Raw genomic sequence first — 25,881 nt, 5'->3', positions numbered from 1 at the left:
GAAGCGCCATGCACTGTCAACCACACCTTAAACAACTGGTTTACAACTGGCTAAATATCAACCAAACATGTTTGCTGTGCGATGAACCTGCCCAGCAGTCACACCCCATTTGCGTGGCCTGCGAGGCCGAACTGCCTTGGCTGGAAGAATGCTGTCGAACCTGCGCGCTGCCCTTGCCGATGCGGGGCCTGACCTGCGGCCAGTGCAGCCGCCGCCCACCCGCCTTCACCCGGGTCGAGGCGCCCTGGCACTACGGCTTCCCGGTGGATGCACTGATCACCCGCTTCAAGCACCAGCGCCAGTGGCCGCTGGGCCGATTGCTGGCGCAACTGCTGGGCAACTGGCTTGCCTACCGCTTTGCCGAAGACCTGCCGCGGCCCGGCCTGCTGTTGCCGGTACCGCTGGCGCGCCGACGCCTGCGCGAACGCGGCTTCAACCAGGCTGCGATGCTTGCCCAGTGGCTGGCCGGGCAGTTGGAGATCGCCTGCGAGCCACGTCTGCTCCAACGTCCGCAAGAAACGGCGGCCCAGCAGGGGCTGACGGCCAAGGCGCGCAAGCGCAACCTGCGCCACGCCTTTGCCCTGGCCGATTCGGCGGCGATCAGGGGGCAGCATGTGGCGATCGTCGACGATGTGCTCACCACCGGCGCCACTGCGCAGGCATTGGCCAGCCTGTTGCGGGCGGCGGGTGCCACGCGGGTGGACGTATACTGCCTGGCACGCACGCCCAAGCCCGGCGGCGCTTGACTTGCGCCGGGGCGGCGGGCACTTTCTGGGCCATCCCTGCCCCGACTGCGTGCCCACCCATGTCCCTGCCTGCCCTGTTGACCCAACATATCGTCCGTCGCCCGCAACGCATCGCCCTGCTTGCCCACATCGCCGAGCAGGGGTCGATCACCCGGGCGGCCAAGAGCGCCGGCATCAGCTACAAGGCCGCGTGGGATGCCATCGACGAGCTCAACAACCTGGCCGCCAGCCCGCTGGTGGAACGCAGCGTGGGCGGGCGCGGCGGCGGTGGGGCGAAACTGTCGCTGGAGGGGCAGCGGGTGTTGCGCCTGTACCAGAAGCTGCAACTGTTGCAGGCGCAGGTGCTGGAAGCGGCCGAAGACTCCGACGATCTCGACCTGCTCGGGCGCCTGATGCTGCGCACCAGTGCGCGCAATCAGTTGCATGGGCGGGTCAGCGCCATTCGCGCGCAGGGCCGCATCGACACCGTGGAGCTGACCCTGGCCGGGGGGTTGCGCATCGAGGCACAGATCACCCATGACAGCACCTTGCGCCTGGAGCTGGAACCGGGCACGCCGGTGGTGGCGCTGATCAAGGCCGGCTGGCTGGAGGTGGCGATGCCCGGGCCGGCGCAGGTCAACCAGTTGAGCGCCGTGGTACAGGAACTGATCGATGACCCGCAAGGGACTACCGAGGTGCGCCTGAGCCTGAGCAACGGCCAGACGCTGTGCGCATTTGCCGAGCCGCAGTGGCTGCTGGACAACCGGGTGGCGGTAGGCAGTGAAGTGGCAGTGCGGTTCTCGCCGGCGTATGTGCTGCTGGGTACGCCGCTCTAGATTATTGGGGCTGCAGCACAGCCCATCGCGGGTCAAGCCCGCTCCCACAGGTTCAGCGATTTTCTTGTGGGAGCGGGCTTGACCCGCGATGGGGCATGCAGCGTCCCCGGGGTGCTGTACCATGGCTCTCATACGCCCGGCCACCCGTCGCGCTGCAGGAGTTCCCATGTCACACCCCTTCGATACCCTTACCCCCGACCTGGTCCTGGACGCTGTCGAAAGCATCGGCTTTCTCAGCGACGCTCGTGTTCTGGCACTCAACAGCTACGAGAACCGTGTCTACCAGGTGGGCATCGAAGACGCCGAACCGCTGATCGCCAAGTTCTATCGCCCCGGCCGCTGGAGCAACGCGGCGATTCTCGAGGAGCACGCCTTCACCGCCGAACTGGCCGACTGCGAAGTCCCCGTGGTCGCCCCGCTGGTGCACAACGGCCAGAGCCTGTTCGAGCATGCAGGCTTTCGCTTCACACTGTTCCCGCGCCGTGGCGGCCGCGCGCCGGAGCCGGGCAACCTCGACCAGCTGTACCGCCTCGGCCAGTTGCTCGGTCGCCTGCACGCGGTCGGCGCCACGCGCCCGTTCGAACACCGTGAAGCGCTGGGCGTGGCCAACTTCGGTCACGCCTCCCTCGCCACCCTGCTCGAAGGCAACTTCGTGCCGCGCAGCCTGCTGCCGGCCTACGAGTCGGTGGCCCGCGACCTGCTCAAGCGCGTGGAGGACGCCTACGCCCGCACCCCGTACAAGAGCATCCGCCTGCACGGCGACTGCCACCCCGGCAACATGATGTGCCGCGACGAGGTGTTCCACATCGTCGACCTGGACGACTGCCGCATGGGCCCCGCCGTGCAGGACCTGTGGATGATGCTCGCCGGCGATCGTCACGAGCGCCTGGGCCAGCTGGCCGAACTGATGGATGGCTACAACGAGTTCCATGATTTCGACCCCCGCGAACTGGCCCTGATCGAACCGCTGCGCGCCCTGCGCCAGTTGCACTACAGCGCCTGGCTGGCGCGCCGCTGGGACGACCCGGCGTTCCCGCGCAGCTTCCCGTGGTTTGGCAGCGAACGCTACTGGGGCGACCAGGTCCTGGCCCTGCGTGAGCAGACCGCCGCACTGGCCGAAGAGCCGCTGAAATTGTTCTAGAACCTGCTGCCAGTCTGTCTACAATAGCCGGGTTTTAGATAGCTGCCTAAGCAAGGAATCAGCATGCAAGCCGCCAACCCGCGCCGCGGGTACATACTGGGCCTGACCGCCTACATCATCTGGGGCTTGTTCCCCATCTATTTCAAAGCCCTGCAGAACGTGCCCGCCGTGGAAATCATCGTGCATCGGGTGCTGTGGTCGGCCCTGTTCGGCTCGATCCTGCTGCTGTTCTGGAAGCACCCGGGCTGGTGGCGCGAACTGCGCGACAACCCGCGACGCCTGGCAATCCTGGCCCTGAGCGGATCGCTGATCGCGGGCAACTGGCTGACCTATGTGTGGTCGGTGAACAACGGGCGCATGCTCGAGGCGAGCCTGGGTTACTACATCAACCCGCTGGTCAACGTGCTGCTGGGCATGTTGCTGCTGGGCGAGCGTCTGCGCCGCCTGCAGTGGGTGGCGGTAGGCCTGGCGGCAGTGGGGGTGGCGCAGCAGGTGTGGCAGGTGGGCAGCCTGCCATGGGTGTCGCTGGTACTGGCGCTGAGCTTCGGCTTCTACGGGCTGATCCGCAAGCAGGCGCCAGTGGCGGCGTTGCCGGGGCTGGTGGTCGAAACCTGGATGCTGGTACCGCTGGCCATCGGCTGGCTGCTGCTCAACCCCATGGCCCACAGCGCCCAGGCCAGCTTCTACAGCACCAGCGACGCGCTGTGGCTGGCCGCCGCCGGGCCCGTCACGCTGATACCGCTGGTGTGCTTCAACGCCGCCGCGCGGCATCTGCCTTACACCACCCTGGGCTTTCTGCAGTACCTGGCGCCGACCCTGGTGCTGCTGCAGGCGGTGCTGCTGTTCGACGAACACCTGTCGAGCAGCACCCTGGTGGCGTTCATGTTCATCTGGGCCGGCCTGGCACTGTACAGCGTGGATGCCTGGCTGAGCATTCGCCGGCGCGCCTGAGCGCTACGCCACCCCCTATGCCGACTCTTCGGGGCGCAGCTTGAGCTCCACCATCAGGTCGTCGGCCAGGGCCTCCAGGCGCTGTTGCAGGTCATCCAGCGACAGCGTCAGCGGCAGGGCCAGCAGCGCATCGGCGTGAAACAGCGGCTCGCTGCTCATCGGCGCGGGCCGCACGTCGGTACTGAAGCGCTCCAGGTTCACCCCCTGTTCGGCCAGCAGCCGGGTGATGTCGCGCACGATGCCGGGGCGATCGTTGCCCACCAGCTCCATCGCGATCGGCTTCCAGGTGCACGACGGCTCGATGCCGCTTTCGGCGATCAGCACGCGAATCCCGTGCTTGCCCAGCGCCTGCAACGCCTCCACCAGTTCGTCATAGGATTCGGCCGGTACCGCGACGCGCAGGATGCCGGCGAATTGCCCTGCCATGCGCGACATGCGACTCTCCAGCCAGTTGCCGTTATGCTCGGCGATGCATTCGGCCACCCGCTCCACCTGGCCGGCGCGGTCAGGGGCAATCACGGTCAAGACAAGATGATCCACGCGCCAGTCCTCTCTCCAGCCCCCGAATACCGGGGGCGCCGATCAAGTATAGGCAAGGCGCGGCAACCTGCCGCAGCGGGCTCGAACAACAAATCGTGTACTGTTTTTAGATTTATCTGGAACAATTCACTCGATTTTTGAGAACATGCCCGCTCCCAGAACGACGTTTTGCGACCAAATGGTCGCAAAACGGCGTATTTAGTCTGATTTTCCCAAGCGCAGCGCTTCATGTAGTATGCCGCGACGCGCACTACAAAAATGTTGAAACAAGAGCTGAATAGCTGAGCAGAGTGAGGCAAGCAATGACTGAACACGTTCAAGTCGGTGGCCTTCAGGTCGCCAAAGTCCTGTTCGACTTCGTGAACAACGAAGCCATTCCCGGAACCGGCGTCAACGCCGAGCAGTTCTGGATCGGGGCAGAGAAGATCATCAACGACCTCGCTCCAAAGAACAAAGCCCTGCTGGCCAAGCGTGACACCCTGCAGGCGCAGATCGACGCCTGGCACCAGGCGCGCAAGGGCCAGGCCCACGATGCTCCGGCTTACAAGGCCTTCCTCCAGGAGATCGGCTACCTGCTGCCAGAAGCGGCGGACTTCCAGGCCTCCACCCAGAATGTCGATGACGAGATCGCTCGCATGGCCGGCCCGCAGCTGGTAGTGCCGGTGATGAACGCACGCTTCGCCCTCAACGCCTCCAACGCCCGCTGGGGCTCGCTGTACGACGCGCTGTACGGCACCGACGCCATCAGCGAAGCCGGTGGCGCCGAGAAGGGCAAGGGCTACAACAAGGTACGCGGCGACAAGGTCATCGCCTTCGCCCGCGCCTTCCTCGACGAGTCTGCGCCACTGGCGGCCGGCTCCCACGTCGATGCCACCCGCTACAGCATTGCCGATGGCAAGCTGGTGGTCACCCTCAAGGGTGGCAGCAACAGCGGCCTGCGCGACGACGCGCAACTGGTCGGCTACCAGGGCGATGCCACGGCCCCTGTCGCCGTGCTGCTGAAAAACAACGGCCTGCACTTCGAGATCCAGATCGATGCCAGCACCCCGGTCGGCCAGACCGACGCCGCTGGGGTCAAGGACGTGCTGATGGAAGCCGCCCTGACCACCATCATGGACTGCGAAGACTCCGTGGCCGCGGTGGATGCCGACGACAAGGTGGTGATCTACCGCAACTGGCTGGGCCTGATGAAGGGCGACCTGGCCGAAAGCGTGAGCAAGGCCGGCCAGACCTTCACCCGCACCATGAACCCGGACCGCGAGTACACCGCGCCCAATGGCGGCTCGCTGAGCCTGCATGGCCGTTCGCTGCTGTTCGTGCGCAACGTCGGTCACCTGATGACCATCGACGCGATCCTCGACAAGGATGGCAACGAAGTGCCCGAAGGCATCCTCGATGCGCTGGTCACCAACCTGGCTGCGGTGCACAACCTCAACGGCAACACCACCCGCAAGAACAGCCGCACCGGCTCGGTGTACATCGTCAAGCCGAAGATGCACGGCCCTGAAGAAGCCGCCTTCACCAACGAGCTGTTCGGTCGCGTCGAAGACGTGCTGGGCCTCAAGCGCAACACCCTGAAGGTCGGCATCATGGACGAGGAGCGCCGTACCACGGTCAACCTCAAGGCTTGCATCCAGGCCGCCAGCGAGCGCGTGGTGTTCATCAACACCGGCTTCCTCGACCGTACCGGTGACGAGATCCACACCTCCATGGAAGCGGGCGCCGTGGTGCGCAAGGGCGCCATGAAAACCCAGAAGTGGATCGGTGCCTACGAGAACAACAACGTCGACGTAGGCCTTGCCACCGGCCTGCAGGGCCGCGCGCAGATCGGCAAGGGCATGTGGGCCATGCCTGATCTGATGGCCGACATGCTGGAGCAGAAGATCGCCCACCCACTGGCCGGTGCCAACACCGCCTGGGTGCCGTCGCCGACCGCCGCCGCGCTGCACGCGCTGCACTATCACAAGGTCGACGTGTTCGCCCGCCAGGCGGAGCTTGCCAAGCGTGCGCCGGCCTCGGTCGACGATATCCTGACCATTCCGCTGGCCACCGACACCAACTGGTCGGACGAAGAGATCCGCAACGAACTGGACAACAATGCCCAGGGCATTCTTGGCTATGTAGTGCGCTGGATCGACCAGGGCGTGGGTTGCTCGAAAGTGCCGGACATCAACGATGTGGGCCTGATGGAAGACCGCGCCACCCTGCGGATTTCCGCGCAGTTGCTGGCCAACTGGCTGCGTCACGGCATCATCAGCGAGGCGCAGGTGATCGAAGGCCTCAAGCGCATGGCGCCGGTGGTCGACAAGCAGAACGCCAACGACCCGCTGTACCGCCCGATGGCACCGGACTTCGACAGCAACATCGCCTTCCAGGCGGCGGTCGAGCTGGTGATCGAGGGTGCGAAGCAGCCGAACGGTTATACCGAGCCGGTACTGCATCGCCGTCGTCGCGAGTTCAAGGCGCGCAACGGGCTGTAAGCTCGTTACAGCGCTGCCTGACGCCCCCCTTCGCTGGCAAGCCAGCGAAGGGGTTCAGCCGATGCCCAGCTCATGCCTCACCAGTTTCACCAGCTTTTCCAGCTTCTCCTGGTCGAGCGGCTTGAGCAGAAAGTCGACCACGCTCAGGTGCATTGCCGTAATCGCGTCCTGCACCTCGGCGTCCCCCGACACGATGATGATCGGCAACGCCGCCTCCTCCGATTTGCGAATCTGCCGGATCAGCTCCAGGCCATCCACCGGCTGCATGCGCAGGTCGGTAATCAGCAGCCCGATCCTGGGTTCGCGCTTGAGGTAGTCGAACGCCACCGTGGTGTTTTCTGCGGCAAGGCAACGAATGCCATGGGCCTTCAAGTAACTCGCCAGCGCTTCGCGCGACCCTTTGTCGTCTTCGACGATCAGCACCTTGGGCAGCGCGGTCCCGCGCGCAGTCACGCTCGCCAGCGCCTTGCGCTCGGCTTCGCTCAGTATGTCGTCGGCTTCGGGCATGGCTGTTCCATCGTAAAAATATCCGTTGAATCAAGTTCAGACCGCAAACGCATGTGCCGCAACCCGCCTTTCGTCGGATAATTGACGCTTACCCGCTTTAGACAAACGTCCAATGGGCACTGCGCACCCCGCGGCCGACCATGCAGCACGATAAAAACAAATGCTCGGCCCTCGGCGCCGACGCACAGATGCGGTAAAGCTCATGAGCAAGATGGACGCCTTCGATCAGGCCGGCAAAACCGCAGTACTGCAGAATATTCACGGCACCATGCAGTTCCTGCAACGCTTTCCTCCGTTCAACCAGATGGAAAACGCCCACCTGGCGTACCTGGTGGAACAATGCCAGCTGCGCTTCTACGCCAGCGGTGAGAGCATCATCAAGCCTGCCGACGGACCCGTCGAGCACTTCTATATCGTCAAGCAGGGACGCGTGGTGGGCGAGCGCAACCATGCCACCACCGGCACCGAGACCACCTTCGAGATCACCGGAGGCGAGTGCTTCCCGCTGGCCGCCCTGCTGGGCGAGCGCGCCACCCGTACCGAACACCTGGCAGCCGAAGACACCTTCTGCCTGCAACTGAACAAGGCGGCGTTCATCCGCCTGTTCGCACTCTCAGAAGTGTTTCGGGATTTTGCCCTGCGGGGTGTCAGCAGCCTGCTCGACCAGGTCAACCAGCAGGTCCAGCGCCGCGCGGTTGAAACCCTCGGCAACCAGTATTCGCTCAACACCCGCCTGGGTGAGCTGGCCATGCGTCATCCGGTCACCTGCGCCCCAGATACGCCCGTACGCGAGGCCGTACGCCTGATGCACGAGCAGCAGGTGGGCAGCATCGTGATCGTCGACGAGCAGCGCGCACCGGTCGGCATCTTCACCCTGCGCGACCTGCGCCAGGTGGTGGCCGATGCCAGTGCCGACTTCGCCGCGCCGATCGCCGCGCACATGACCGCCGCGCCTTTCTACCTCAGCCCCCAGGCCAGCGCCTTCGACGCCGCCATCGCGATGACCGAGCGCCATATCGCCCACGTGTGCCTGGTGCAGGACCAGCGTCTGTGCGGGGTGGTCTCCGAGCGCGACCTGTTCTCGCTGCAGCGGGTCGACCTGGTGCACCTGGCGCGCACCATCCGTCATGCCGCGCGGGTCGAGAACCTGGTGTCGCTGCGCGGCGAGATCGGCCAGCTGGTCGAGCGCATGCTCGCCCATGGCGCCTCGTCCACCCAGATCACCCACATCATCACCCTGCTCAACGACCACACCGTGTGCCGGGTGATCGAACTGGCGATCCAGGACAAGGGCGACCCCGGCGTGCCGTTCAGCTGGCTGTGCTTCGGCAGCGAAGGCCGCCGCGAACAGACCCTGCACACCGACCAGGACAACGGCATCCTGTTCGAGGCACGCGACGCGGCCCAGGCTGCCGAGATCCGCGCCCGCCTGCTGCCGCTGGCGCAGCACATCAACCAGGGCCTGGCGCAGTGCGGCTTCACCCTGTGCAAGGGCAACATCATGGCCGGCAACCCCGAGCTGTGTCTGTCGAGGGCCGAGTGGGCACGGCGCTTTGCCGCGTTCATCCGCGAAGCCACCCCCGAGAACCTGCTGGCCTCGAGCATCTATTTCGACCTGCGCGTGGTGTGGGGTGACGAACAGGCGTGCGAACAACTGCGCCAGGGCATCCTCGACCAGGTCGCCGACAACCGCCTGTTCCAGCGCATGATGGCCGCCAACGCACTGCGCCAGCGCCCGCCCGTGGGGCGCTTTCGCGAGTTCGTGCTGACCCGCAGCGGCAACGACAAGGCCGCCACCCTCGACCTCAAGGTGCAGGGCCTCACGCCCTTCGTCGACGGCGCGCGCCTGCTGGCGCTGGCCAATGGCGTGCACGCCAACAACACCCTGGAGCGCCTGCGCCAGCTGGTAGGCAAGGAAGTGATCGACCCGCTCGATGGCGGCGCCTATGAAGAGGCCTACCACTTCATCCAGCAGACCCGCATGCAGCAGCACCAGTTGCAGACCCGCCAGAACCTGCCCTACTCCAACCGCGTCGACCCCGACAGCCTCAACGACCTGGACCGGCGCATCCTGCGCGAATCGCTGCGCCAGGCCCAGCGTCTGCAAAGCAGCCTGGCCCTGCGCTACCAACTATGAGCTACCTGTCATGAGCCTGTTCGCCTGGCTGCGCCCCAGCCAACCCGCACTGGACGCCGCCCAGCAGCAGCGTCTGGCCCAACTGCCCGGCCCCGCCCCGCTGCAGGACCACACCCTGCGCGCCCAGCGCTGGGTGGTGCTGGACCTGGAAACCACCGGCCTGAACCTGAACCGCGACCAGGTGCTGTCGATTGGCGCGGTGGTGATCGAGGACGGCGCCATCGACTTCAGCCAGCAGTTCGAGCGCACCCTGCACCGGCATGACCACAAGCCGGGCCCCAGCGTGCTGATCCATGGCCTGGGGCCCAGTGCGATTGCCGCCGGCTGCGTGCCGGCCGATGCACTGCTCGACCTCATGGCGTTCATCGGCGACAGCCCGCTGCTGGCGTTCCACGCCGGCTTCGACCAGCGCATGCTCAGCCGCGCCCTGAAGGACAGCCTGGGCTACCGCCTGCAGCACCCGTTCATCGACGTGGCCGAGCTGGCCCCGCTGCTCAACCCCGACGTGGTGTTGCGCGACGCCGGGCTCGACGACTGGACCGCACACTTCGGCCTGCAGGCCGGTGAACGCCACCACGCCAGCGCCGATGCACAGGTCACTGCCGAACTGGCACTGATCCTGTTCAGCCAGGCGCGACGCCAGCACATCGACAGCCCGCTGCTGCTGGAGCATCGCCTGCAAGGCTGGCGCCGGCGACGGCAACACAGCCACGGCTTCTGACCAGCCCCCGGATACGTCATCCGATGAGCGTTAATTGCACAGTGCCAGCGGCTCTGACACAATCGCGAATAATTCTCGTTAGTTAACGCATCTATTCCGGGGAACACCTTGTCGTCAGTGCAAAGCCCACACGGTGAGCTGGTTGGTGCGCTGTACCGTGACCATCGCGGCTGGCTGCTGGGCTGGCTGCGGCGCAACGTCGCCTGTGCCGAGCGCGCCGAAGACCTGAGCCAGGACACCTTCGTGCGCCTGCTCGGGCGCGAGCAGCTGCCCGCACCACGCGAGCCGCGGGCGTTCCTGGCCGCGGTGGCGCGCGGCCTGCTGTTCGACCACTTTCGCCGGGCGGCACTGGAGCAGGCGTACCTCGCCGAACTGATGCTGATCCCCGAAGCCGAGCAGCCCTCACCGGAAGAACAGCACCTGATCCTCGAAGACCTCAAGGCCATCGACCGCCTGCTGGGCAAGCTGTCGAGCAAGGCGCGCGCCGCGTTCCTGTACAACCGCCTCGACGGCATGGGCCATGCCGAGATCGCCGAGCGCCTGGGCGTGTCGGTGTCGCGGGTGCGCCAGTACCTGGCCCAGGGCATGCGCCAGTGCTATGTGGCGCTGTACGGCGAGCCGACATGAACGGCTTCAGTAGCAGGCCGGTATCGGCCAAGGTGCTCGATGCCGCCATCGCCTGGCAGCTGTGCCTGGATGCGGGCAGCGCCGAGGAACGTGCCGATTTCGAGCGCTGGCACGCGGCAGACGAAGAACATGCGCGGGCCTGGATGCAGCTGGGCATGCTAAACCAGCGCTTCGCCGCGGCGGCCGGCCCGGCGCGCAAGGCCCTGGGCGAAACCCGGGCCGGCCTGCGCCAGCGCGTGCGCAAGCTGGGCAGCGGGCTGGCCAGCATCGTGCTGGTGGGCGGCCTGCTCGGCTGGCTGAGTACCCACCAGAGCCTGGACTACTGGCTGGCCGACCAGCGCACGGCCACCGGCGAGCAGCGCAGCCTGCGCCTGGAGGACGGCACCCTGCTCAGCCTCAACACCCATTCGGCGGTGGATGTTCGCTTCGATGGCCAGCAGCGCCTGATCGTGCTGCGCGAAGGCGAGATTTCCATCGAGACCGGGCACAAGGATGACCGTCCGTTCATCGTCGCCACGACCGACGGGCGCCTGCGCGCACTGGGCACACGCTTCCTGGTGCGCCTGGAAGACCAGGGCACGCGCCTGAGCGTGTTGCAGTCGGCGGTGGCGGCCAAGCCGCAGGACAGCGGCGACGAGCAGATCGTGCGCGAAGGCCAGCAGGTGATGATGAGCCACGACCAGCTGGGCAGCATCGATCCGCTGGCCCTGGGCGCCGACGCCTGGACCCACGGCATGCTGGTGGTCGACAACGTGCGCCTGGATGCGCTGGTGCAGGAGCTGGGGCGTTATCGCAGCGGCTACCTGGGGGTGTCGCCGGAGGTGGCCGGGTTGCGCATTACCGGCAGCTTCCCGCTGCACGACACCGACCTTGCGCTGCAGTCGCTGCTGCCGACCTTGCCGGTGCAGGTGCAAAAGCGCACGCCATGGTGGGTGACGATCGTGGCCAAGGGCGAGACCCCGTAAAACGCCTTCGCCTGCAACGCCCTCCTGCAGGAGCGGGCGTTGCCGGCGAAGGCCTCAACATTATTTTTTACCCACCCCCTGACACTTTTCCCTTTTCACTCGGCATGGAAGCTAGTTAGCACTATTGCGCCGAGGAACCGCTGCATGTCCCGTCCCCTTGAAAAGCTGTTGCGTCATTGCCTGCTGACCCTGGCCCTGACCAGCACCGCCGCCATCGCCGCCGAATCGAGCGCCGCGCGCAGCTACAGCCTGCCCGCCGGGCCGTTGTCGACCACCCTCAACCTGATCGCCAGCCAGGCCGGCATCGCCCTGACCCTGGACCCGAGCCTGGCCAGCGGACGCACCTCGGCGCCGGTCAGCGGCCAGTACGACGGCCTCGGCGCCCTGCAGGCCGCCCTGCGCGGCACCGGCCTGCAACTGCAGCAGAGCAGCGCCGGCACCTACAGCCTGATCGCCGCCCCCGAAGGCAGCCTGGCCCTGCCGGAAACCAGCATCAACGCCGCCGGCGACTACGAGAGCGCCTGGGGCCCGGCCACCGGTTACGTCGCCACCCGCACCGCCGCCGGCACCAAGACCGACACCCCGATCGTCGAGGCGCCACGCTCGATGTCGGTGATCACCCGCGAACAGCTCGATCAACGCCAGGTGCTCAACCTCAACGACGCGCTGCGTTACACCGCGGGCGTGCAAAGCAGCGGCTACGGCTCGGACTCGCGCGCCGACTGGCTGCGCGTGCGCGGCTTCGACCCCACCCAGTTTCTCGACGGCCTGCCGCTGCCCAAGGGTTCGTTCGCCAACCCCAAGGTCGAACCCTGGAACCTGGAGCGCATCACCGTACTGCGCGGCCCGGCCTCTTCGGTGTATGGCCAGACCCCGCCCGGCGGCATGCTCGACATGCTCAGCCGACGCCCGCAGGCCGAAAGCGCGCACCAGATCGAAGCCCAGGTCGGCAGCAACGAACACCGGCAGATCAACTTCGACAGCACCGGCAAGATCGACGACGCCGGCCAGTTTCTGTACCGCGTCAGCGGCGTGGTACGCGACAGCAACGCACCGGTCGACCATATTCCCGACAAGCGCTACAACCTCGCCCCCAGCCTGACCTGGAACGTCGACGACGACACCAGCCTGACCTTCATCTCGCAGTTCACCCGCGACGATACCGGCATCACCGGGCAGTTCCTGCCCTTGCAGGGCACCCGGCTGGCTTCACCTGCCGGGGCAAAGATTTCCCACCACAAGAACCTCGGTGAGCCGGGCTGGGACTTCTACGACCGCACCTACTACGCCCTGGGCTACGCCTTCGAGCACCGCCTCGACGACGTATGGCAGCTGCGCCAGAACCTGCGCTACACCAAGAGCGACCTGTCGTTCCGCGCGGTCAACGTGGCCACCTTCAATACCGTAGAACCCGACGGCACGGTCAACCGCGAGGCCGGCATCGTCAACGAAGACATCAGCCAGTTCGCCGTCGACAACAACCTGCAGGCCAACTTCAGCACCGGCGCGCTGGAGCACACCCTGCTGCTGGGCCTGGACCACCAGCGCTCCAACACCAACTACCAGTGGCTGTATGGCGGCTCGTACAACTACGACGCCAACGGCAACATCAGCGGCATCAACGTGCCGCCAATCAGCGTGATCCGGCCGGTGTATGGCGCCGACATGTCCAACGTGAACTACTTCGCACTGCAGGACTACGGCCAGAAAACCCGCCAGACCGGCGTCTACGTGCAGGACCAGATCGCCCTGGACAACTGGCGCCTGACCCTGGGCGGGCGTGAGGACTGGATTCACACCGGCACCACCTTCCACAACAAGGGCGACGCCACCAGCACCCAGCGCGACAAGGCCTTCACCGGCAACGTGGGCCTGAGCTACGTGTTCGACAACGGCCTCACCCCGTACCTGTCCTACACCGAGTCGTTCCAGCCGACCACCGGCGCCAACGTGGATGCAGCGCAGTCGTTCAAGCCCACCGAAGGCCGCCAGTACGAAATGGGCGTCAAGTTCCAGCCGGTGGGCAGCAACACCCTGCTGACCGCAGCCGCCTACGACCTGCGCCAGAGCAACGTGAAGGTCACCGAAGGCAGCATCTCTCGCAGTGTCGGTGAATTGCAGGTGCGCGGCATCGAGCTGGAAGCCACCAGCGCCGTCACCGACAACCTCAAACTGGTCGGCTCCTACACCTACACCGATACCGAGATCCGCAAGGGCGTGCCTGGCGAAGTCGGCAACCGCATGGCGCTGATCCCGCGCAACCAGGCCACCCTGTGGGCCGACTACACCTGGCACGCCGGCCCGCTGGACGGCTTCGGCATGGGCGCCGGGGTTCGCTATGTCGGCGATACCTACGGCAACACCGCCAACACCGAGGTGGCGCATGTAGGCTCCTACACCGTGTACGACGCTGCCGTGCACTACGACCTGGGTCGCCTGGACAGCAGCATGAAGGGGCTGAGCGTGGCGGTGGAAGCCAAGAACCTGTTCAACAAGGACTACCTGGCCAACTGCGACGGGTTCTGGTGCTACTACGGCGACCAGCGCAACGTGGTCGCCAGCGTGAACTACGCGTTCTAGGGCCACCGATGAAGAGCCAAACCATACGTCGCTGGTCGTGGGTGCATACCTGGAGCAGCCTGGTGTGCACGCTGTTTCTGCTGTTGCTGGCGCTGACCGGGCTGCCGCTGATCTTCCACCACGAGATCGACCACCTGCTGGGCGATGCGCCCGAGCTCAAGGTAATGCCGGCCGACACACCCAGACTCGACCTGCAGGCCCTGGTGCTCAAGGCCCAGGCCCATCGCCCGGGCGAGGTGATGCAGTACTTCGGCTGGGACGAGGACGACAGCAACGGCGTGATCGCGATCATGGCCGCCACCGCCGGTACCGAGCCCAACTCGTCGCACACCTTCATGCTCGACGGGCGTACCGGCGAGGTGGTGGAGATGCCCTCGGCCAACGGCGGCTTCATGCTGACCATGCTGCGCCTGCATGTGGACATGTTCGCCGGCTTGCCGGGCAAGCTGCTGCTGGCCTTCATGGGCCTGCTGTTCGTGGTGGCGATCATCTCCGGGGTGGTGCTGTACGCGCCATTCATGCGCAGGCTGAAGTTCGCCACGGTACGCCACGACAAATCGCGGCGCCTGCGCTGGCTCGACCTGCACAACCTGATCGGCATCGTGACCCTGACCTGGGCGCTGGTGGTGGGCGTGACCGGGGTGATCAGCGCGCTGTCCGACCTGGTCATCGCCGCCTGGCGCAACGACAGCCTCAGCGCGATGATCGCACCGTACCGCGATGCACCGCCGCTGACCGCACTGGCCCCGGCCAGCCGTCTGCTGGACATTGCCGCCGAGGCGGCGCCGGGCATGCAGCCGGACTTCATCGCCTTCCCCGGCACGCGCTTTTCCAGCGAGCACCACTATGCGGTGTTCATGAAGGGCAGCACCCACCTGACCGCTCACCTGCTGACCCCGGTACTGATCGATGCCAGCACCTTGCAGGTGACGGCGATTGGCGAGCGGCCGTGGTACATGGACGCGATGGGCCTGTCGCAGCCGCTGCACTTTGGCGACTACGGCGGCCGGCCGATGCAGATTCTATGGGCGCTGCTGGATGTGCTGACGATCATCGTGCTCGGCAGCGGCGTGTATTTGTGGTGGGTACGCAGGCGACGTGATGAAGCGTGAATCGAGGTTCTGGAAGGTGTTCGGCATGCCGGGCCTGATTGCCCTGCTGGGCGCAGTGGGGCTGTTCGCGGCGCTGCTGGGGGATGGCCCGTGGGATGTGCTGGCGTGGGTGGGGCTGGCCCTGCCGGTGGGGTACAGCCTGCGAGGTTTTTGGCCGGCCGCGCGATAGTCTTGGTCGGCAAGGCCGGCGCCTGCAAGGTTTCACGTCGTCTGCAGGAGCCGGCCTTGTCGGCGAAGGCGCAGGTCAGTCAGCCAGTTTCGGCAGGCACTCATCCAGCCGCTGGTGCAACGCACTGTCCGCCGGCCAGTTGCGCAACAACCGCGCCCGGTCACGGGCGAAGGCCTTGGCGAAACTGAGCTGGGTGGCGTGCTGGCACATCGCATCAAGGTCGATCAGCGACCATTGACCGTCCTGCCAGAACAGGTTGTGGCCCTTCAGGTCGCCGTGGCTGATGCGTTCGCCCATCAGCTGCTGCAACAGGGTCTGCAGCGCTTGCAGTTGCTCCTCTGGCACCTCGGCGCTGTCGACGTAGGGCGCAAAGCTCTCGATCAGGTCCGGCCCGTCGGCGTACTCGGTCACCAGGTACGCACGGCTGCGCAGCCCCAGCACGCGCTGCTCCAGCACCGCCAGCGGCCTGGGCGTGGCGATGCCGAGGAACTCCAGGCGATGCCCTTCGATCCACGAATGCCAGGCCCGGCTGGGGCGCCAGAAGCGCTTGAACCAGTGGGCGGTGTTCTTGATGTTGTAGCGCTTGAGCACCAGGCTGCGACCGCCCGCCTCGACCCGTGCCACGCTCGCCGCGCCGCCAGTCTTGTACAGGTGGCCCTGGTCGATCAGCGCGTCGGCCTGCTCCAGCACCGGCAGCATGGCCGCCACCTCCGATCGACGGATCGCGCGCAGGCCCGAGGCCCCGCGCTGCACGCTGAACAGCGTGCACTCGCGACCAGCCTTGTCCAGGTAGTCCTTCAGACGCCAGCTGCGCACCTTGTCGATCTGCTTCTGCAAGGCTTCCAGCGGCAGCGCATGCTCGCCGTTGACCAGCACGTAGTGAACCAGCAGTTCCTCGACGAAGGGCTCCAGGCGCTTGGGCAACTGCGCAAAGAACACCCCCAGGTTCTGCAGCACCTGCTGACGCGACAGCGGCTGGCCCGGGGTTTCGGCCTTCACCCCCGCGCCATCGATCAGGTACAGCTCCCCGCCATGACGCAGCAGGTTGTCCAGGTGCAGGTCGGCCTGCCACAGGCCCTTGGCATGCATCTGCGCCACGGCGCGCAGGGCTTCGCCCAGCACTTCCTGCTGGGCATCGGCAAGCACCGGCAGGCCCTCGACCGCCGCCCAGGCATCCGCCAGGCTGTGGGCGTGCTCAAGAAATTCGAACAGCAGCCAGCCGCCCTCGCCTTCACGCAGGCCGTCGGCCAGCAGCAACGGCGTGGTCAGCCCCTGGCTGGCCAGCAGGCGCGCACCGTCCAGTTCGCGCTGGAAGTGGCGGGCGGCACTGCTGCCCACCAGCAGCTTGGCCAGCACCGGCTTGCCACGCCAGATCCCGGCACCGACATACCGCTGCCCCGGCAGCACCCGCAGCAGGCTGAGCAGTTGCAGCTCGGCCGGCCCGGCGGCGTCGGCCAGGGCAATGCTCAATGGCAGTTGCGGGCTGCGCCCGGCGTCCTTGAGTTCAGACAAACGCATCAGCGGGCCTCTTTTTCACGACGGCGATGCAGCAGGCGCTGCAGCCAGGTATCCACCAGCGTACTGTCGGCCGGTTGCTCCAGGTAGGCGGCCAGCATCAGCCGTACATCGCTCTCGCTCCATGCGCCGGCACGACGCAGCAGCGGCTCCAGGTCCTTGAGGCGATCACGCTGGCCCAGCAGCAGCGGCCGGGTTTTCTCCAGGTCGATCAACTGCGCCTGCCAGCCTTCGCTGCGCTCGCGCAAAAAGATGTGCTTGGGGTAGAAGCAGCCATGCACCTGCCCCGCCGCGTGCACCGTGCGGGCCAGTTCGCCACAGGCGCGCAGGATGCCCTGGCGTTGCTCCAGGGCCAGTTGCGGCCACTGCCCGAGCAGGTGGTCAAGATCGCTCCAGTCATCCAGCGCACGGGTCATCAGGATCGCGCGGCGCTCGCCGTCGACCCTGCGCTCGGCGTAGAACACCGCCTGCAAGGCCGGGATCTGCAGCTTCTGGTAGCGCTTGATGTTGCGAAACTCGCGGGCGAAGGTCGGCTCGCCGAAGGGGCTGTGCAGGGTGCGCGTGAGGTAGTCGCTCTGGCGCTTGAGGTAGAACCCCTTGCCCTCCAGCTCCAGGCGGTACACGCGGCTCCAGCCGCCGCGCCCGGTGTTGGGCTCGTCCACGGCGTCCAGCTGCAGCGCCCACAGCGCCTCGAAGCTGTTCAGGCCGTGGCGTTCAAGCAGTGCAGCTTCGGCACTGGCCAGGAAATCACTCATTCGCGCCCCTCGAAAAACGTCACGACGTGCCGCACGCGGCGCTTGTCCGACGCGTTCAGGCGATCGCGACGGCGATATTGCAGGTAGAACCGCAGGCGCTGGGTGGCCGACAGGTGATACTTGGCCACCTTGTCCAGGCAGGCCAGGTCCTTGGTGATGCGATAGCGCAGCATGAAGCCGACCCAGAACGCACCGGTCGGGCAGTCGATGAAGAACAGCATGCCCTTGTCATCGACCAGCAGGTTGCGCCACTTGAGGTCGTTGTGGGTGAAGTGATGGTCGTGCATCACCCGCGTGTGGCGGGCCAGCTGTCGGCTGACATGGTCGACCCAGCCGGCATCTGCCAGGCGCGGGTCGTTGCGCTTGGCCAGCGCCGAGAGGTCCTCGGTGCGCGGCAGCTCGCGGGTGATCATGGCGCCCCGGTGGAAGGCGAAGCCGCGCCGTTCCAGGCCGCAGGCCACCACCTCGGCGGTGGGGATGTCCCACTTGGCGAACTGCTTGAGGTTCTGCCACTCGGCCTTGATCCGCGGGCGCCCCAGGTAGCGGCGCAGGCCCTTGCCGGCGCCGGTGTAGCGCTTGACGTAGTAGTTCACCCCGCCGCGCTCCACGCGAATCACTTCGCTGAGCGGGTCGTGGGTGAGGCGTTCGCCCTTGAGCGCGAACACCGCGTCGATGCTGCCGAAATCCTGTGCCAGGGCCGCGTAGGCCGGCTCCAGTGTCCAACCCGCCATCAGAGCGCGTCCCCATACCGTTGTTTACGCTCGTAGAGCTTGTTTGCCTTGCCCTCCAGCCAGCGCAGCAAGGTGGCGTGCTCGGCCAGGATCTGGCGCAGCGGCTGCTGGAAGTAGCCGCGCAGAAAGCGCAGCTTGTCGCGTCGGGTCAGGCCGATGTCCAGCGCCGAAAAGTACAGCGCGGCCAGGTCCTTGTCGCGCCAGCGTCGGGAAATGCTGGCGCGGGTCTGGGCCCGGTGCAGGTCGATCACCGACAGCCTGAAGTCGTCCGGGGTTACCGGGCGGTCGGTGTGCAGCAGAAAGTGGCAGATGTAGCAGTCGCGGTGGTTGACCCCGGCGCGGTGCATCATGCCGGTCATGCGCGCCACCTCGGCGATCAGCGCACGCTTGAGACGCGGCGCCGGCGGCGTCCTGACCCAGTCGAGGCTGAAGTCCTCGAGGCTGACGGTGGGCGCCAGCTCCTCGGTGACGATGAACGAATGCTGGGTCGCCGGGTTGCTGCCGCGTTCGCCGTAGGCCACCGCGGTCATGGTCGGCACCCCGACTTGGTGCAGGCGCTGGATGGCCTGCCATTCCTGGCCGGCACCGAGCACCGGCAGCTTGGCGGTGAACAGGTTCTTGAAGATCTCGCCCCAGCCGATGCCGCGGTGGATCTTGACGAAATAACCGTTGCCCTCGACCTCGGTGCGCAGCGTGCGCCGGCCTTCCAGCTCGCGGTACACCTCGCCTTGCAGGGCCTCGACGGCGTCGAAGGCATCGCGCCCGGCCCACAGGCGCTTGAAGGGTTCAGCCAGTATCAGTTTCATGCGCGCTCCTGCGCCAGGATCACGTCGGCCGCATGCTGCGGCATGCTGTACAGGTCGGCGGTGTCGGCGAATGCCAGGCCGTTGCGGCCCCAGTCGGCACGCGCCGCATCGTCTTCGAGCATACGTTGCAGGTAGCGGTTGAGTTGCTCCTGCTCGAACGGCTCGTCGAGCACCAGGCCGGCATCGGCCTCAGCGATGTAATGGGCATAGCCGCACACTGCCGAAACCAGTACCGGCAACCCGGCCACCACGGCTTCGAGCAGCACGGTGCCGGTGTTCTCGTTGTAGGCCGGGTGGATCAGGGCGTCGGCCCCGAGCAGAAAGCGCGGGATATCGCTGCGGCCCTTGAGGAACTGCACCTGCTCGGTCAGCCCCAGGGTCGCGCTCTGCAGCTGGAACACCTTGGGGTCGTCCTGGCCGATGACCATCAGCCGGGTGCGCTTGCGCAGGCTGTTGGGCAAGGCGGCCAGCGCCTTGAGGCTGCGGTCCACGCCCTTGGTCTTGAAGCCCGAGCCGATCTGCACCAGCAGGCGCTCGTCGTCCGCCAGGTTGAACTCGCGGCGAAACTCGGCGCGGATCTCGGCGGCATTGGCCGGCGCCCGGCGGTCCTGGCTGATGCCCGGAGGCAGCAGGTGGAAGCGCTCGGCGGGGGTGTCGTAGTGCTTGACGAACAGCGGCTGCTGGACCTCGGAGATCATCAGGATCTGGGTCTTGGCGTCCTTGCCGAACACCGCACGCTCGTACTCGGCAAAGTGGCGGTAGCGGCCCCAGCGGCGGTACAGCGAGTGGCGCAGGTTCTGCGCCTTGTCCTCGAAGCAGCCGTCGGCGGCGTAGTACACGTCCAGCCCCGGCATCTTGTTGAAGCCGATCAGGCGGTCGACCGGGCGCCTGGCCAGGTCGGCCTGCATCCAGTCGGTGAGCTTCTCGTTGCGCCGATGGTTGAACAGCGCCTTGACCGGCGCCACCAGCACTTCGAAGCCCTCGGGCACGTCGCCCTCCCAGATCAGGGTGTACACCCGGATCTGGTGGCCACGGCGCTGGCACTCCAGGGCGATGCGCATGAAGTCACGCTGCAGGCCGCCGAAGGGGAAATACTTGTAGAGCACAAAGGCCAGTTGCATCAACGCACATCCTCTGCCCGCAGCAACGCGCTCAACTGGCTCGCCACACGCTCGGGGTTCAGGCGAGTGAAGCACAGCGGCCACTCGCGTTTGAGATCGAACCGGCGCCGGTCGTCGGCGCTCGGCTTGTAGGTGCACTTCTTCTGCAGGCACGGGGCGCAGGGGAAGTCACTGCCCAGGTGCACCTGGGCCTTGCCGTAGGCCCCGGTCAGGCCCGGGTTGGTAGGGCCGAACAGCGACAGGGTAGGCACATCGAGTGCCGCCGCCAGGTGCCCAAGGCCGGTGTCGACGGCCACGCAGGCCTTGGCGGCAGCCAGCACCCGGGCGACCCCGGCCAGGTTCAGCCTGGGCAGCACCTGGGCGTTCTTCAGGCCCTGGGCGATGCGCTCGGCGCGGGCCTTTTCGGCCGGGTTGCCCCATGGCAGGCAGATATGCAGGCCGGCACGCCCCAGGCGTTCGGCCAACTGGCGCCAGTACAGTTCGGGCCAGTGCTTGGTGTCCCAGGTGGTGCCATGCAGGAACACCACGTAGGGCTTGGTGGGTATCTCTTCCAGGCGCGAGCGATCCAGGCCGTAGTCACCCAGCCCCGAGGGCAGGTCGTAGCCCAGCGCCAGGGCGAACAGCTGGCGCACCCGCTCCACCGCATGCTGCCCGCGGGCCACCGACAGGCGCCGGTCGTAGAAGCGGCTGGCCAGCCCCTCGCGTGCCGAGTAGCGGTCCAGCCCGGCCACCGGCGCCTTGACGTAGCGGGTCAGCCAGGCGCTTTTCACCAGGCCCTGGGCGTCGATCACCAGGTCGTACTTGCGCTCGCGCAGGCGCTTCTTGAACTGGCGCCATTCGCCGTTCTTCAAGGTTTGCCAGAGGTTCTTGCGCCAGCGACGGATGGCCACCGGGATCACGTGATCGACCGCAGGGTGCCAGGTGGGGATTTCGGCGAAGCCTTCCTCGACCACCCAGTCGAAGCGGATGCCGGGAATGGCGTGCGCCGCGTCGGTCAGTGCCGGCAGCGCGTGGATGACGTCCCCCAGCGAGGAGGTCTTGATCAGCAGTACCCGCAACTTAATCGACCTCGACCGTGACGTCGACCAGCGACGGACCGTTGAGCCGCTGCAACGCCGAGGCCACCGCCTCCGGTTCCAGCAGGCGCAGGCAATTGTAGTGGCCGAAGCGGCAGGTGCGGTCGAAGCACGGGCTGCATTCCAGCCCCAGGCGCACCACCTCGACCTGGTCGGCCAGCGGTGGGGTGAAGCCCGGCGAGGTCGACCCGTACACCGCCACCAGCGGGCGATTGAGCGCTGCAGCCACGTGCATCAGCCCCGAATCGTTGGACACCACCGCATCGCTGCACGACAGCAGGTCGATCGCCTCGGCGAGCGAGGTCTCGCCGCTGAGGTTCACCGACTCTTCACGCAGGCCCGGGATCAGCCACTCGCGGATCGATTCACCCACCGCATGGTCGTTTTTGGAGCCGAACAGCCACACCTGCCAGCCTTCGCGAATCTTGATTTCCGCGACCTTGGCGTAATGCTCCGAGGGCCAGCGCTTGGCCTCGCCGAACTCGGCGCCGGGGCACAGCGCCAGCACCGGGCGGTCCAGGCTCAGGCCGAACTTGGCCAGCGCCGCATCGCGGCTGGCGGTCTCGATCTGCAGGCTGGGGCGCGGGTAGGGTTTGGGCAGCTCGGCACCGGCGGGGTAACCCAGGGCCATGAAGCGCTCGATCATCAGCGGGTAGCGCGCCTTGTCGAGGGTGCGCACATCGTTGAGCAGGCCGTAGCGCAGCTCGCCACGCCAGCCGGTGCGCTGCGCGATACCGGCAAAGAACGGCACCAGCGCAGACTTGAGCGAATTGGGCAGCAGGATCGCCTGGTCGTACTGACCGGCCAGCGACTTGCCGATGCGCCGGCGCGTGGCCAGTTCCAGCGCGCCGTGGCCGAGCGGGAAGCTCAAGGCCTGGCGCACTTGGGGCATGCGCTCGAGGATCGGGCGGCTCCATTCGGGTGCCAGCACATCGATCACGCACGCAGGGTGACGCTGCTTCAGCACATGGAACAGCGTCTGCGCCATTACCATGTCGCCCACCCAACTGGGCCCAATGATCAAAATTCTCATGCTTTATCCAGAAACGATCAGGGAGGCTACAGCCTGTTTTCCAACAGCCTGGCCTCCCCTCTTTATAATCAGGCGTGGTGCGACCAGTGTACGCCACTCAGTGTAGGACGTGGTCGCCGCCGCTTCATTGCGCCGTATCGCCTGGTGGCTGTTCAGCCCGCGTTCAGGTCAACCCCAGCTCGCCCCAGATGCGCCGTACCTGCCGGCGCTCGTCGACGAACTGCCCGGCGTCGATCACCCCGGCCTGCTTCTGCAGGGCCTGGCGGTGCGCGGCGGAGCGGAAGGCCTTGTACACTTCACGCAACAAAATTGCATCGCTGGCCGGCATCAGCCCGACCTCCTCCAGCCCTTCGAGAATGCGGATGTTGTCGGTGTAGCGCAGCAGTGCCGGGTGCGTGTGGGACCAGGCCAGGGCCGCGTATTGCACCATAAATTCAATATCGACGATACCACCGGCATCCTGCTTGATATCGAAGGCAACCCCGCTGTCGAAGGCGTTGGGCCCAAGCCCGGCCTGGGTCGCCCGGGTGCCGAGGTTGTCGCGCATCTTGGCGCGCATGTCGCTGACTTCGGCCCGCAGCTTGTCCAGGTCGCGGGCCTGTCCCAGCACCTGCGCCCGCACCCCCTCGAAGGCCGCCCCCACCTGCGGGCAGCCCACCAGCACCCGCGCACGCACCAGTGCCTGGTGTTCCCAGGTCCAGGCCTCGTTGCGCTGGTAGCGCTCGAAGGCGCCCAGCGAACTCACCAGCAAACCCGAAGCGCCGGACGGGCGCAGGCGCATGTCCACGTCATACAGCTGGCCGGAGTTGGTCTGGGTGGTCAGCAGGTGAATGATGCGCTGACCCAGGCGGGTGAAGAACTGCGCACTGTCGATGGGCTTGGCGCCATCGGTCTCGGCCTGGGGGTCACCGTCGTGGATGAACACCAGGTCCAGGTCCGAGCCGTGGCCCAGCTCGATGCCGCCGACCTTGCCGTAGCCGACGATGATGAAGCCGGGGTCGCACAGGCTGCCATCGCTGCGCCTTGGCTGGCCATGACGCGCCACGGTCTGGCGCCAGGCCAGGGCCAGCACCTGGTTGAGAATGGCTTCGGCCAGCCAGGTCAGGTAGTCGCTGACCTTCATCAGCGGCAGGTTGCCGGCGATTTCCGAGGCGGCCACGCGCAGGCTGTGGGCCAGCTTGAAGTGACGCAGCGCTTCCATCTGCTGTTCAAGGTCATCCTCGGGGATGCGCGTGAGACGCTCGCGCAGCTCGGCGGCCAGCTCCGGTGCCTGGGGCGGGCTGAACAGGCGGCCTTCGTTGAGCAGTTCATCGAGCAGCAGCGGGAAGCGCGTGATCTGCTCGGCGATCCACGGGCTGGCGGCGCACAGGGTCAGCAGGCGGCGCAACGCACCGGGGTTTTCGGTCAGCAGCACCAGGTAGGCCGAGCGCCGCGCCACGGCCTCCACCAGCGGTAGCACGCGTTCGAGCACCAGGTCCGGGTCGGCATGCTCCACCGCCTGCGCCAGCAGGCGCGGTATAAAGGCATCGAGGCGTTCGCGGCCCAGGCGCTGCATGGCACGCAACTGCGGGCTGGCGCGCAGGCTGGCCAGCTGCTTGAGCGCCCTGGCCGCATCGGCGAAGCCGGCGTCGGTCAACTGACGGCAGGCGGCCTCTTCGTCCTGGGCTTCTTCCCACAGCGGCAGCCACTCGCCACCGACCACCACTTCGCCCTCCTCGCCTTCCTCTTCATCGGGGTCGGCGATCACCTGGCGGAAGTGCCAGTCGATGCGCCCGCGCCAGTGCATCAGTTGCGCGTGGAAGCTCGCCCAGTCGGCAAAACCGAGCATGAAGGCGATACGTGCGCGGTCCAGTTCGTCGTCGGGCAGCATCTGGGTCTGGCGGTCGGCGATGGCCTGGATGGCGTGTTCGGTATAACGCAGGAACTCATAGCCCTCGCGCAGCTCGCTCACCACCGCCGGCGGCAGGTAGCCCTGGCCTTCGAGCGTCGCCAGCACCTTGAGCAACGGTCGCTGCTGCAGGCTCAGGTCGCGCCCGCCGTGGATCAGCTGGAACGCCTGGGCGATGAACTCCACCTCGCGGATGCCACCGGCGCCCAGCTTGATGTTCTCGGCCATGCCCTTGCGCCGCACCTCCTGCTGGATCAGCTGCTTCATGGTGCGCAGCGCCTCGATCGCCGAGAAGTCCAGGTAGCGCCGGTACACGAACGGGCGCAGCAGGTCCTGCAGCTGCGCGCCGGCCTGCTGGTCGCCGGCCACCACACGGGCCTTGATCATGGCGTAGCGTTCCCAGTCGCGGCCCTGGTCCTGGTAGTACTGCTCCAGTGCATTGAAGCTGAGCACCAGCGCGCCGGACGAGCCGTAGGGGCGCAGGCGCATGTCGACGCGGAACACGAAGCCGTCGACGGTGATCGGGTCCAGCGCCTTGATCAGGCGCTGGCCCAGCCGGGTGAAGAACTCCTGGTTGTCCAGCGGGCGCTTCACGCCCACGGTTTCGCCGCCCTCGGGGTAGGCGAAGATCAGGTCGATGTCCGACGACAGGTTCAGTTCCACCGCCCCCAGCTTGCCCATGCCCAGCACCACCATCTGCTGGGGCAGGCCGCTGCGATTGCCGGTGGGGGTCCCGAACTGCGCGCACAGGCGCGGGTACAGCCATTGATACGCCTGGTCGATGGCGGCATCGGCCAGGTCGGACAGGTCGCGGCAGGTCTGCACCAGGTCGGCCTGGCGGGTCAGGTCGCGCCAGATGATGCGCACCTGCTGGCGGGTGCGCTGGCGGCGCAGGTTGCGCGCCAGTTCGTCTTCGCTGCCGGCGGCCTGCGCCGCACCGGCCACCTGGGCACACAACTCGCCGGCGGCGAAGGCGCGGTCGAGCTCGCCGCTGGCGGCCAGGGCCAGCAGCATCGCCGGGTCGCGCACGCTCTGTTCAAGCACGAAATCGCTGGCTGCCGCCACGCGGGCGAACTCGGCCCAGCGCTGCTCGTTCCAGTCGTCCAGGCTCAGCCCGTCGACGGCCGCGACGGCGTTGCGCAAAGAGGTGGCATTACGGCTGACCAGCGGTTGCAGGGCAGCGGGCAGTTCGGCCAGCAGGGGCAGGCTCATGGTCTATCCTTGATCGGCGTGAAAGGGTTGGTGGCACTTGGGCAAGGGAACTCGGCGTACGGTTCGACTGTCGTACAAAGGTCATAAATAGCTGAAAAACGTAATTCTTTGATAGAAATCATCGCAAACAACCGCATGCCGACCAGTTTTTAACCACCGGTATCGTTTTATCCCACAACCCGAACAGGGGCCACGAGCCTTATCCGTGTAGTTTTACTACTGCTTTTTTACTGTCAACGCATGTAATGAGGAT

Annotated in this window: 22 protein-coding genes; 12 read left to right on the top strand and 10 right to left on the bottom strand. The window is 66.5% G+C overall.

Annotated features, from left to right (window positions below):
- Positions 1-8: 8 nt before the first annotated feature.
- The 4 genes from V9K84_RS23990 to rarD all read left to right on the top strand — a co-directional run bounded on the left by V9K84_RS23990 (position 9) and on the right by rarD (position 3,653).
- Positions 9-746, top strand: a complete 738-nt coding sequence (locus tag V9K84_RS23990; RefSeq protein ID WP_058541819.1) for a ComF family protein — start codon at positions 9-11, stop codon at positions 744-746.
- Between the two features lie 59 nt (positions 747-805).
- Positions 806-1,561: a TOBE domain-containing protein gene (locus tag V9K84_RS23985; protein WP_043863676.1), complete on the top strand. Its 756-nt coding sequence runs from the start codon at positions 806-808 to the stop codon at positions 1,559-1,561.
- 166 nt (positions 1,562-1,727) lie between these two features.
- Positions 1,728-2,702 carry a serine/threonine protein kinase gene (locus V9K84_RS23980; protein WP_088514285.1) on the top strand — a complete coding sequence of 325 codons (975 nt, stop codon included), beginning with the start codon at positions 1,728-1,730 and terminating at the stop codon, positions 2,700-2,702.
- 63 nt (positions 2,703-2,765) lie between these two features.
- Positions 2,766-3,653: an EamA family transporter RarD gene (gene rarD / locus V9K84_RS23975; RefSeq protein WP_088514284.1), complete on the top strand. Its 888-nt coding sequence runs from the start codon at positions 2,766-2,768 to the stop codon at positions 3,651-3,653.
- A 15-nt stretch (positions 3,654-3,668) separates the two neighbouring features.
- Here the strand turns inward: rarD and V9K84_RS23970 are convergent, their stop codons facing one another.
- A complete protein-coding gene (locus V9K84_RS23970; RefSeq protein WP_043863673.1) occupies positions 3,669-4,193 on the bottom strand; it encodes an ACT domain-containing protein in 525 nt (174 codons plus the stop codon).
- Between the two features lie 302 nt (positions 4,194-4,495).
- On the opposite strand from V9K84_RS23970, the gene V9K84_RS23965 reads away from it, so the two are divergent.
- The gene (locus V9K84_RS23965; protein ID WP_043863672.1) at positions 4,496-6,673 is read left to right on the top strand and encodes a malate synthase G; all 2,178 of its coding nucleotides are present in this window, start codon (positions 4,496-4,498) and stop codon (positions 6,671-6,673) included.
- Positions 6,674-6,727: 54 nt separating this feature from the next.
- On the opposite strand, the gene V9K84_RS23960 is transcribed toward V9K84_RS23965, so the two are convergent.
- Positions 6,728-7,180, bottom strand: a complete 453-nt coding sequence (locus tag V9K84_RS23960) for a response regulator (protein WP_088514283.1) — start codon at positions 7,178-7,180, stop codon at positions 6,728-6,730.
- 202 nt (positions 7,181-7,382) lie between these two features.
- Here V9K84_RS23960 and V9K84_RS23955 point away from each other — a divergent pair, with 202 nt between their 5' ends.
- The 7 genes from V9K84_RS23955 (at position 7,383) to V9K84_RS23925 (ending at position 15,491) form a co-directional block, all read left to right on the top strand.
- Positions 7,383-9,317: a DUF294 nucleotidyltransferase-like domain-containing protein gene (locus tag V9K84_RS23955; RefSeq protein WP_088514282.1), complete on the top strand. Its 1,935-nt coding sequence runs from the start codon at positions 7,383-7,385 to the stop codon at positions 9,315-9,317.
- Between the two features lie 10 nt (positions 9,318-9,327).
- Positions 9,328-10,038, top strand: coding sequence for a 3'-5' exonuclease (locus V9K84_RS23950; RefSeq protein WP_043863669.1), 711 nt, complete (start codon positions 9,328-9,330; stop codon positions 10,036-10,038).
- 108 nt (positions 10,039-10,146) lie between these two features.
- Positions 10,147-10,665 (top strand): RNA polymerase sigma factor, encoded by a 519-nt coding sequence (locus V9K84_RS23945; RefSeq protein ID WP_043863668.1) that lies wholly within the window; start codon positions 10,147-10,149, stop codon positions 10,663-10,665.
- The gene (locus V9K84_RS23940) at positions 10,662-11,630 is read left to right on the top strand and encodes a FecR family protein (RefSeq protein WP_088514281.1); all 969 of its coding nucleotides are present in this window, start codon (positions 10,662-10,664) and stop codon (positions 11,628-11,630) included. Before V9K84_RS23945 ends, V9K84_RS23940 begins: the two co-directional genes overlap by 4 nt.
- A 144-nt stretch (positions 11,631-11,774) precedes the next feature.
- Positions 11,775-14,210: a TonB-dependent siderophore receptor gene (locus tag V9K84_RS23935; protein WP_088514280.1), complete on the top strand. Its 2,436-nt coding sequence runs from the start codon at positions 11,775-11,777 to the stop codon at positions 14,208-14,210.
- An 8-nt stretch (positions 14,211-14,218) separates the two neighbouring features.
- Positions 14,219-15,322 (top strand): PepSY-associated TM helix domain-containing protein, encoded by a 1,104-nt coding sequence (locus V9K84_RS23930; RefSeq protein ID WP_054915987.1) that lies wholly within the window; start codon positions 14,219-14,221, stop codon positions 15,320-15,322.
- Positions 15,309-15,491: a hypothetical protein gene (locus tag V9K84_RS23925; protein ID WP_088514279.1), complete on the top strand. Its 183-nt coding sequence runs from the start codon at positions 15,309-15,311 to the stop codon at positions 15,489-15,491. Before V9K84_RS23930 ends, V9K84_RS23925 begins: the two co-directional genes overlap by 14 nt.
- A gap of 75 nt (positions 15,492-15,566) precedes the next feature.
- Here V9K84_RS23925 and V9K84_RS23920 read toward each other — a convergent pair whose 3' ends face one another.
- The 8 genes from V9K84_RS23920 to glnE form a co-directional block, all read right to left on the bottom strand.
- The gene (locus V9K84_RS23920) at positions 15,567-17,009 is read right to left on the bottom strand and encodes a lipopolysaccharide kinase InaA family protein (RefSeq protein ID WP_043863663.1); all 1,443 of its coding nucleotides are present in this window, start codon (positions 17,007-17,009) and stop codon (positions 15,567-15,569) included.
- On the bottom strand, positions 17,009-17,761 hold the full coding sequence (locus V9K84_RS23915) for a lipopolysaccharide kinase InaA family protein (protein ID WP_054915989.1): 753 nt from the start codon (positions 17,759-17,761) through the stop codon (positions 17,009-17,011). Before V9K84_RS23915 ends, V9K84_RS23920 begins: the two co-directional genes overlap by 1 nt.
- Positions 17,758-18,492 (bottom strand): lipopolysaccharide kinase InaA family protein, encoded by a 735-nt coding sequence (locus V9K84_RS23910; RefSeq protein ID WP_043863661.1) that lies wholly within the window; start codon positions 18,490-18,492, stop codon positions 17,758-17,760. The genes V9K84_RS23915 and V9K84_RS23910 overlap by 4 nt, the downstream gene beginning before the upstream one ends.
- Positions 18,492-19,298, bottom strand: coding sequence for a lipopolysaccharide core heptose(I) kinase RfaP (gene rfaP / locus V9K84_RS23905; RefSeq protein ID WP_043863660.1), 807 nt, complete (start codon positions 19,296-19,298; stop codon positions 18,492-18,494). Before rfaP ends, V9K84_RS23910 begins: the two co-directional genes overlap by 1 nt.
- The gene (locus V9K84_RS23900; protein ID WP_088514278.1) at positions 19,295-20,419 is read right to left on the bottom strand and encodes a glycosyltransferase family 4 protein; all 1,125 of its coding nucleotides are present in this window, start codon (positions 20,417-20,419) and stop codon (positions 19,295-19,297) included. Before V9K84_RS23900 ends, rfaP begins: the two co-directional genes overlap by 4 nt.
- The gene (gene waaC, locus V9K84_RS23895; protein ID WP_054915991.1) at positions 20,419-21,477 is read right to left on the bottom strand and encodes a lipopolysaccharide heptosyltransferase I; all 1,059 of its coding nucleotides are present in this window, start codon (positions 21,475-21,477) and stop codon (positions 20,419-20,421) included. The genes V9K84_RS23900 and waaC overlap by 1 nt, the downstream gene beginning before the upstream one ends.
- A gap of 1 nt (position 21,478) precedes the next feature.
- Positions 21,479-22,528 carry a lipopolysaccharide heptosyltransferase II gene (waaF, locus tag V9K84_RS23890; protein WP_088514277.1) on the bottom strand — a complete coding sequence of 350 codons (1,050 nt, stop codon included), beginning with the start codon at positions 22,526-22,528 and terminating at the stop codon, positions 21,479-21,481.
- Between the two features lie 163 nt (positions 22,529-22,691).
- Entirely contained in the window at positions 22,692-25,628 is a 2,937-nt protein-coding gene (gene glnE / locus V9K84_RS23885) for a bifunctional [glutamate--ammonia ligase]-adenylyl-L-tyrosine phosphorylase/[glutamate--ammonia-ligase] adenylyltransferase (RefSeq protein WP_088514276.1), read from the bottom strand.
- Positions 25,629-25,881 lie beyond the last annotated feature (253 nt).

Source organism: Pseudomonas sp. AE27, assembly GCF_037113495.1.
Taxonomy (GTDB): Bacteria; Pseudomonadota; Gammaproteobacteria; order Pseudomonadales; family Pseudomonadaceae; genus Aquipseudomonas; species Aquipseudomonas palmensis.
This window is presented reverse-complemented; position numbering and strand designations above follow the sequence as displayed.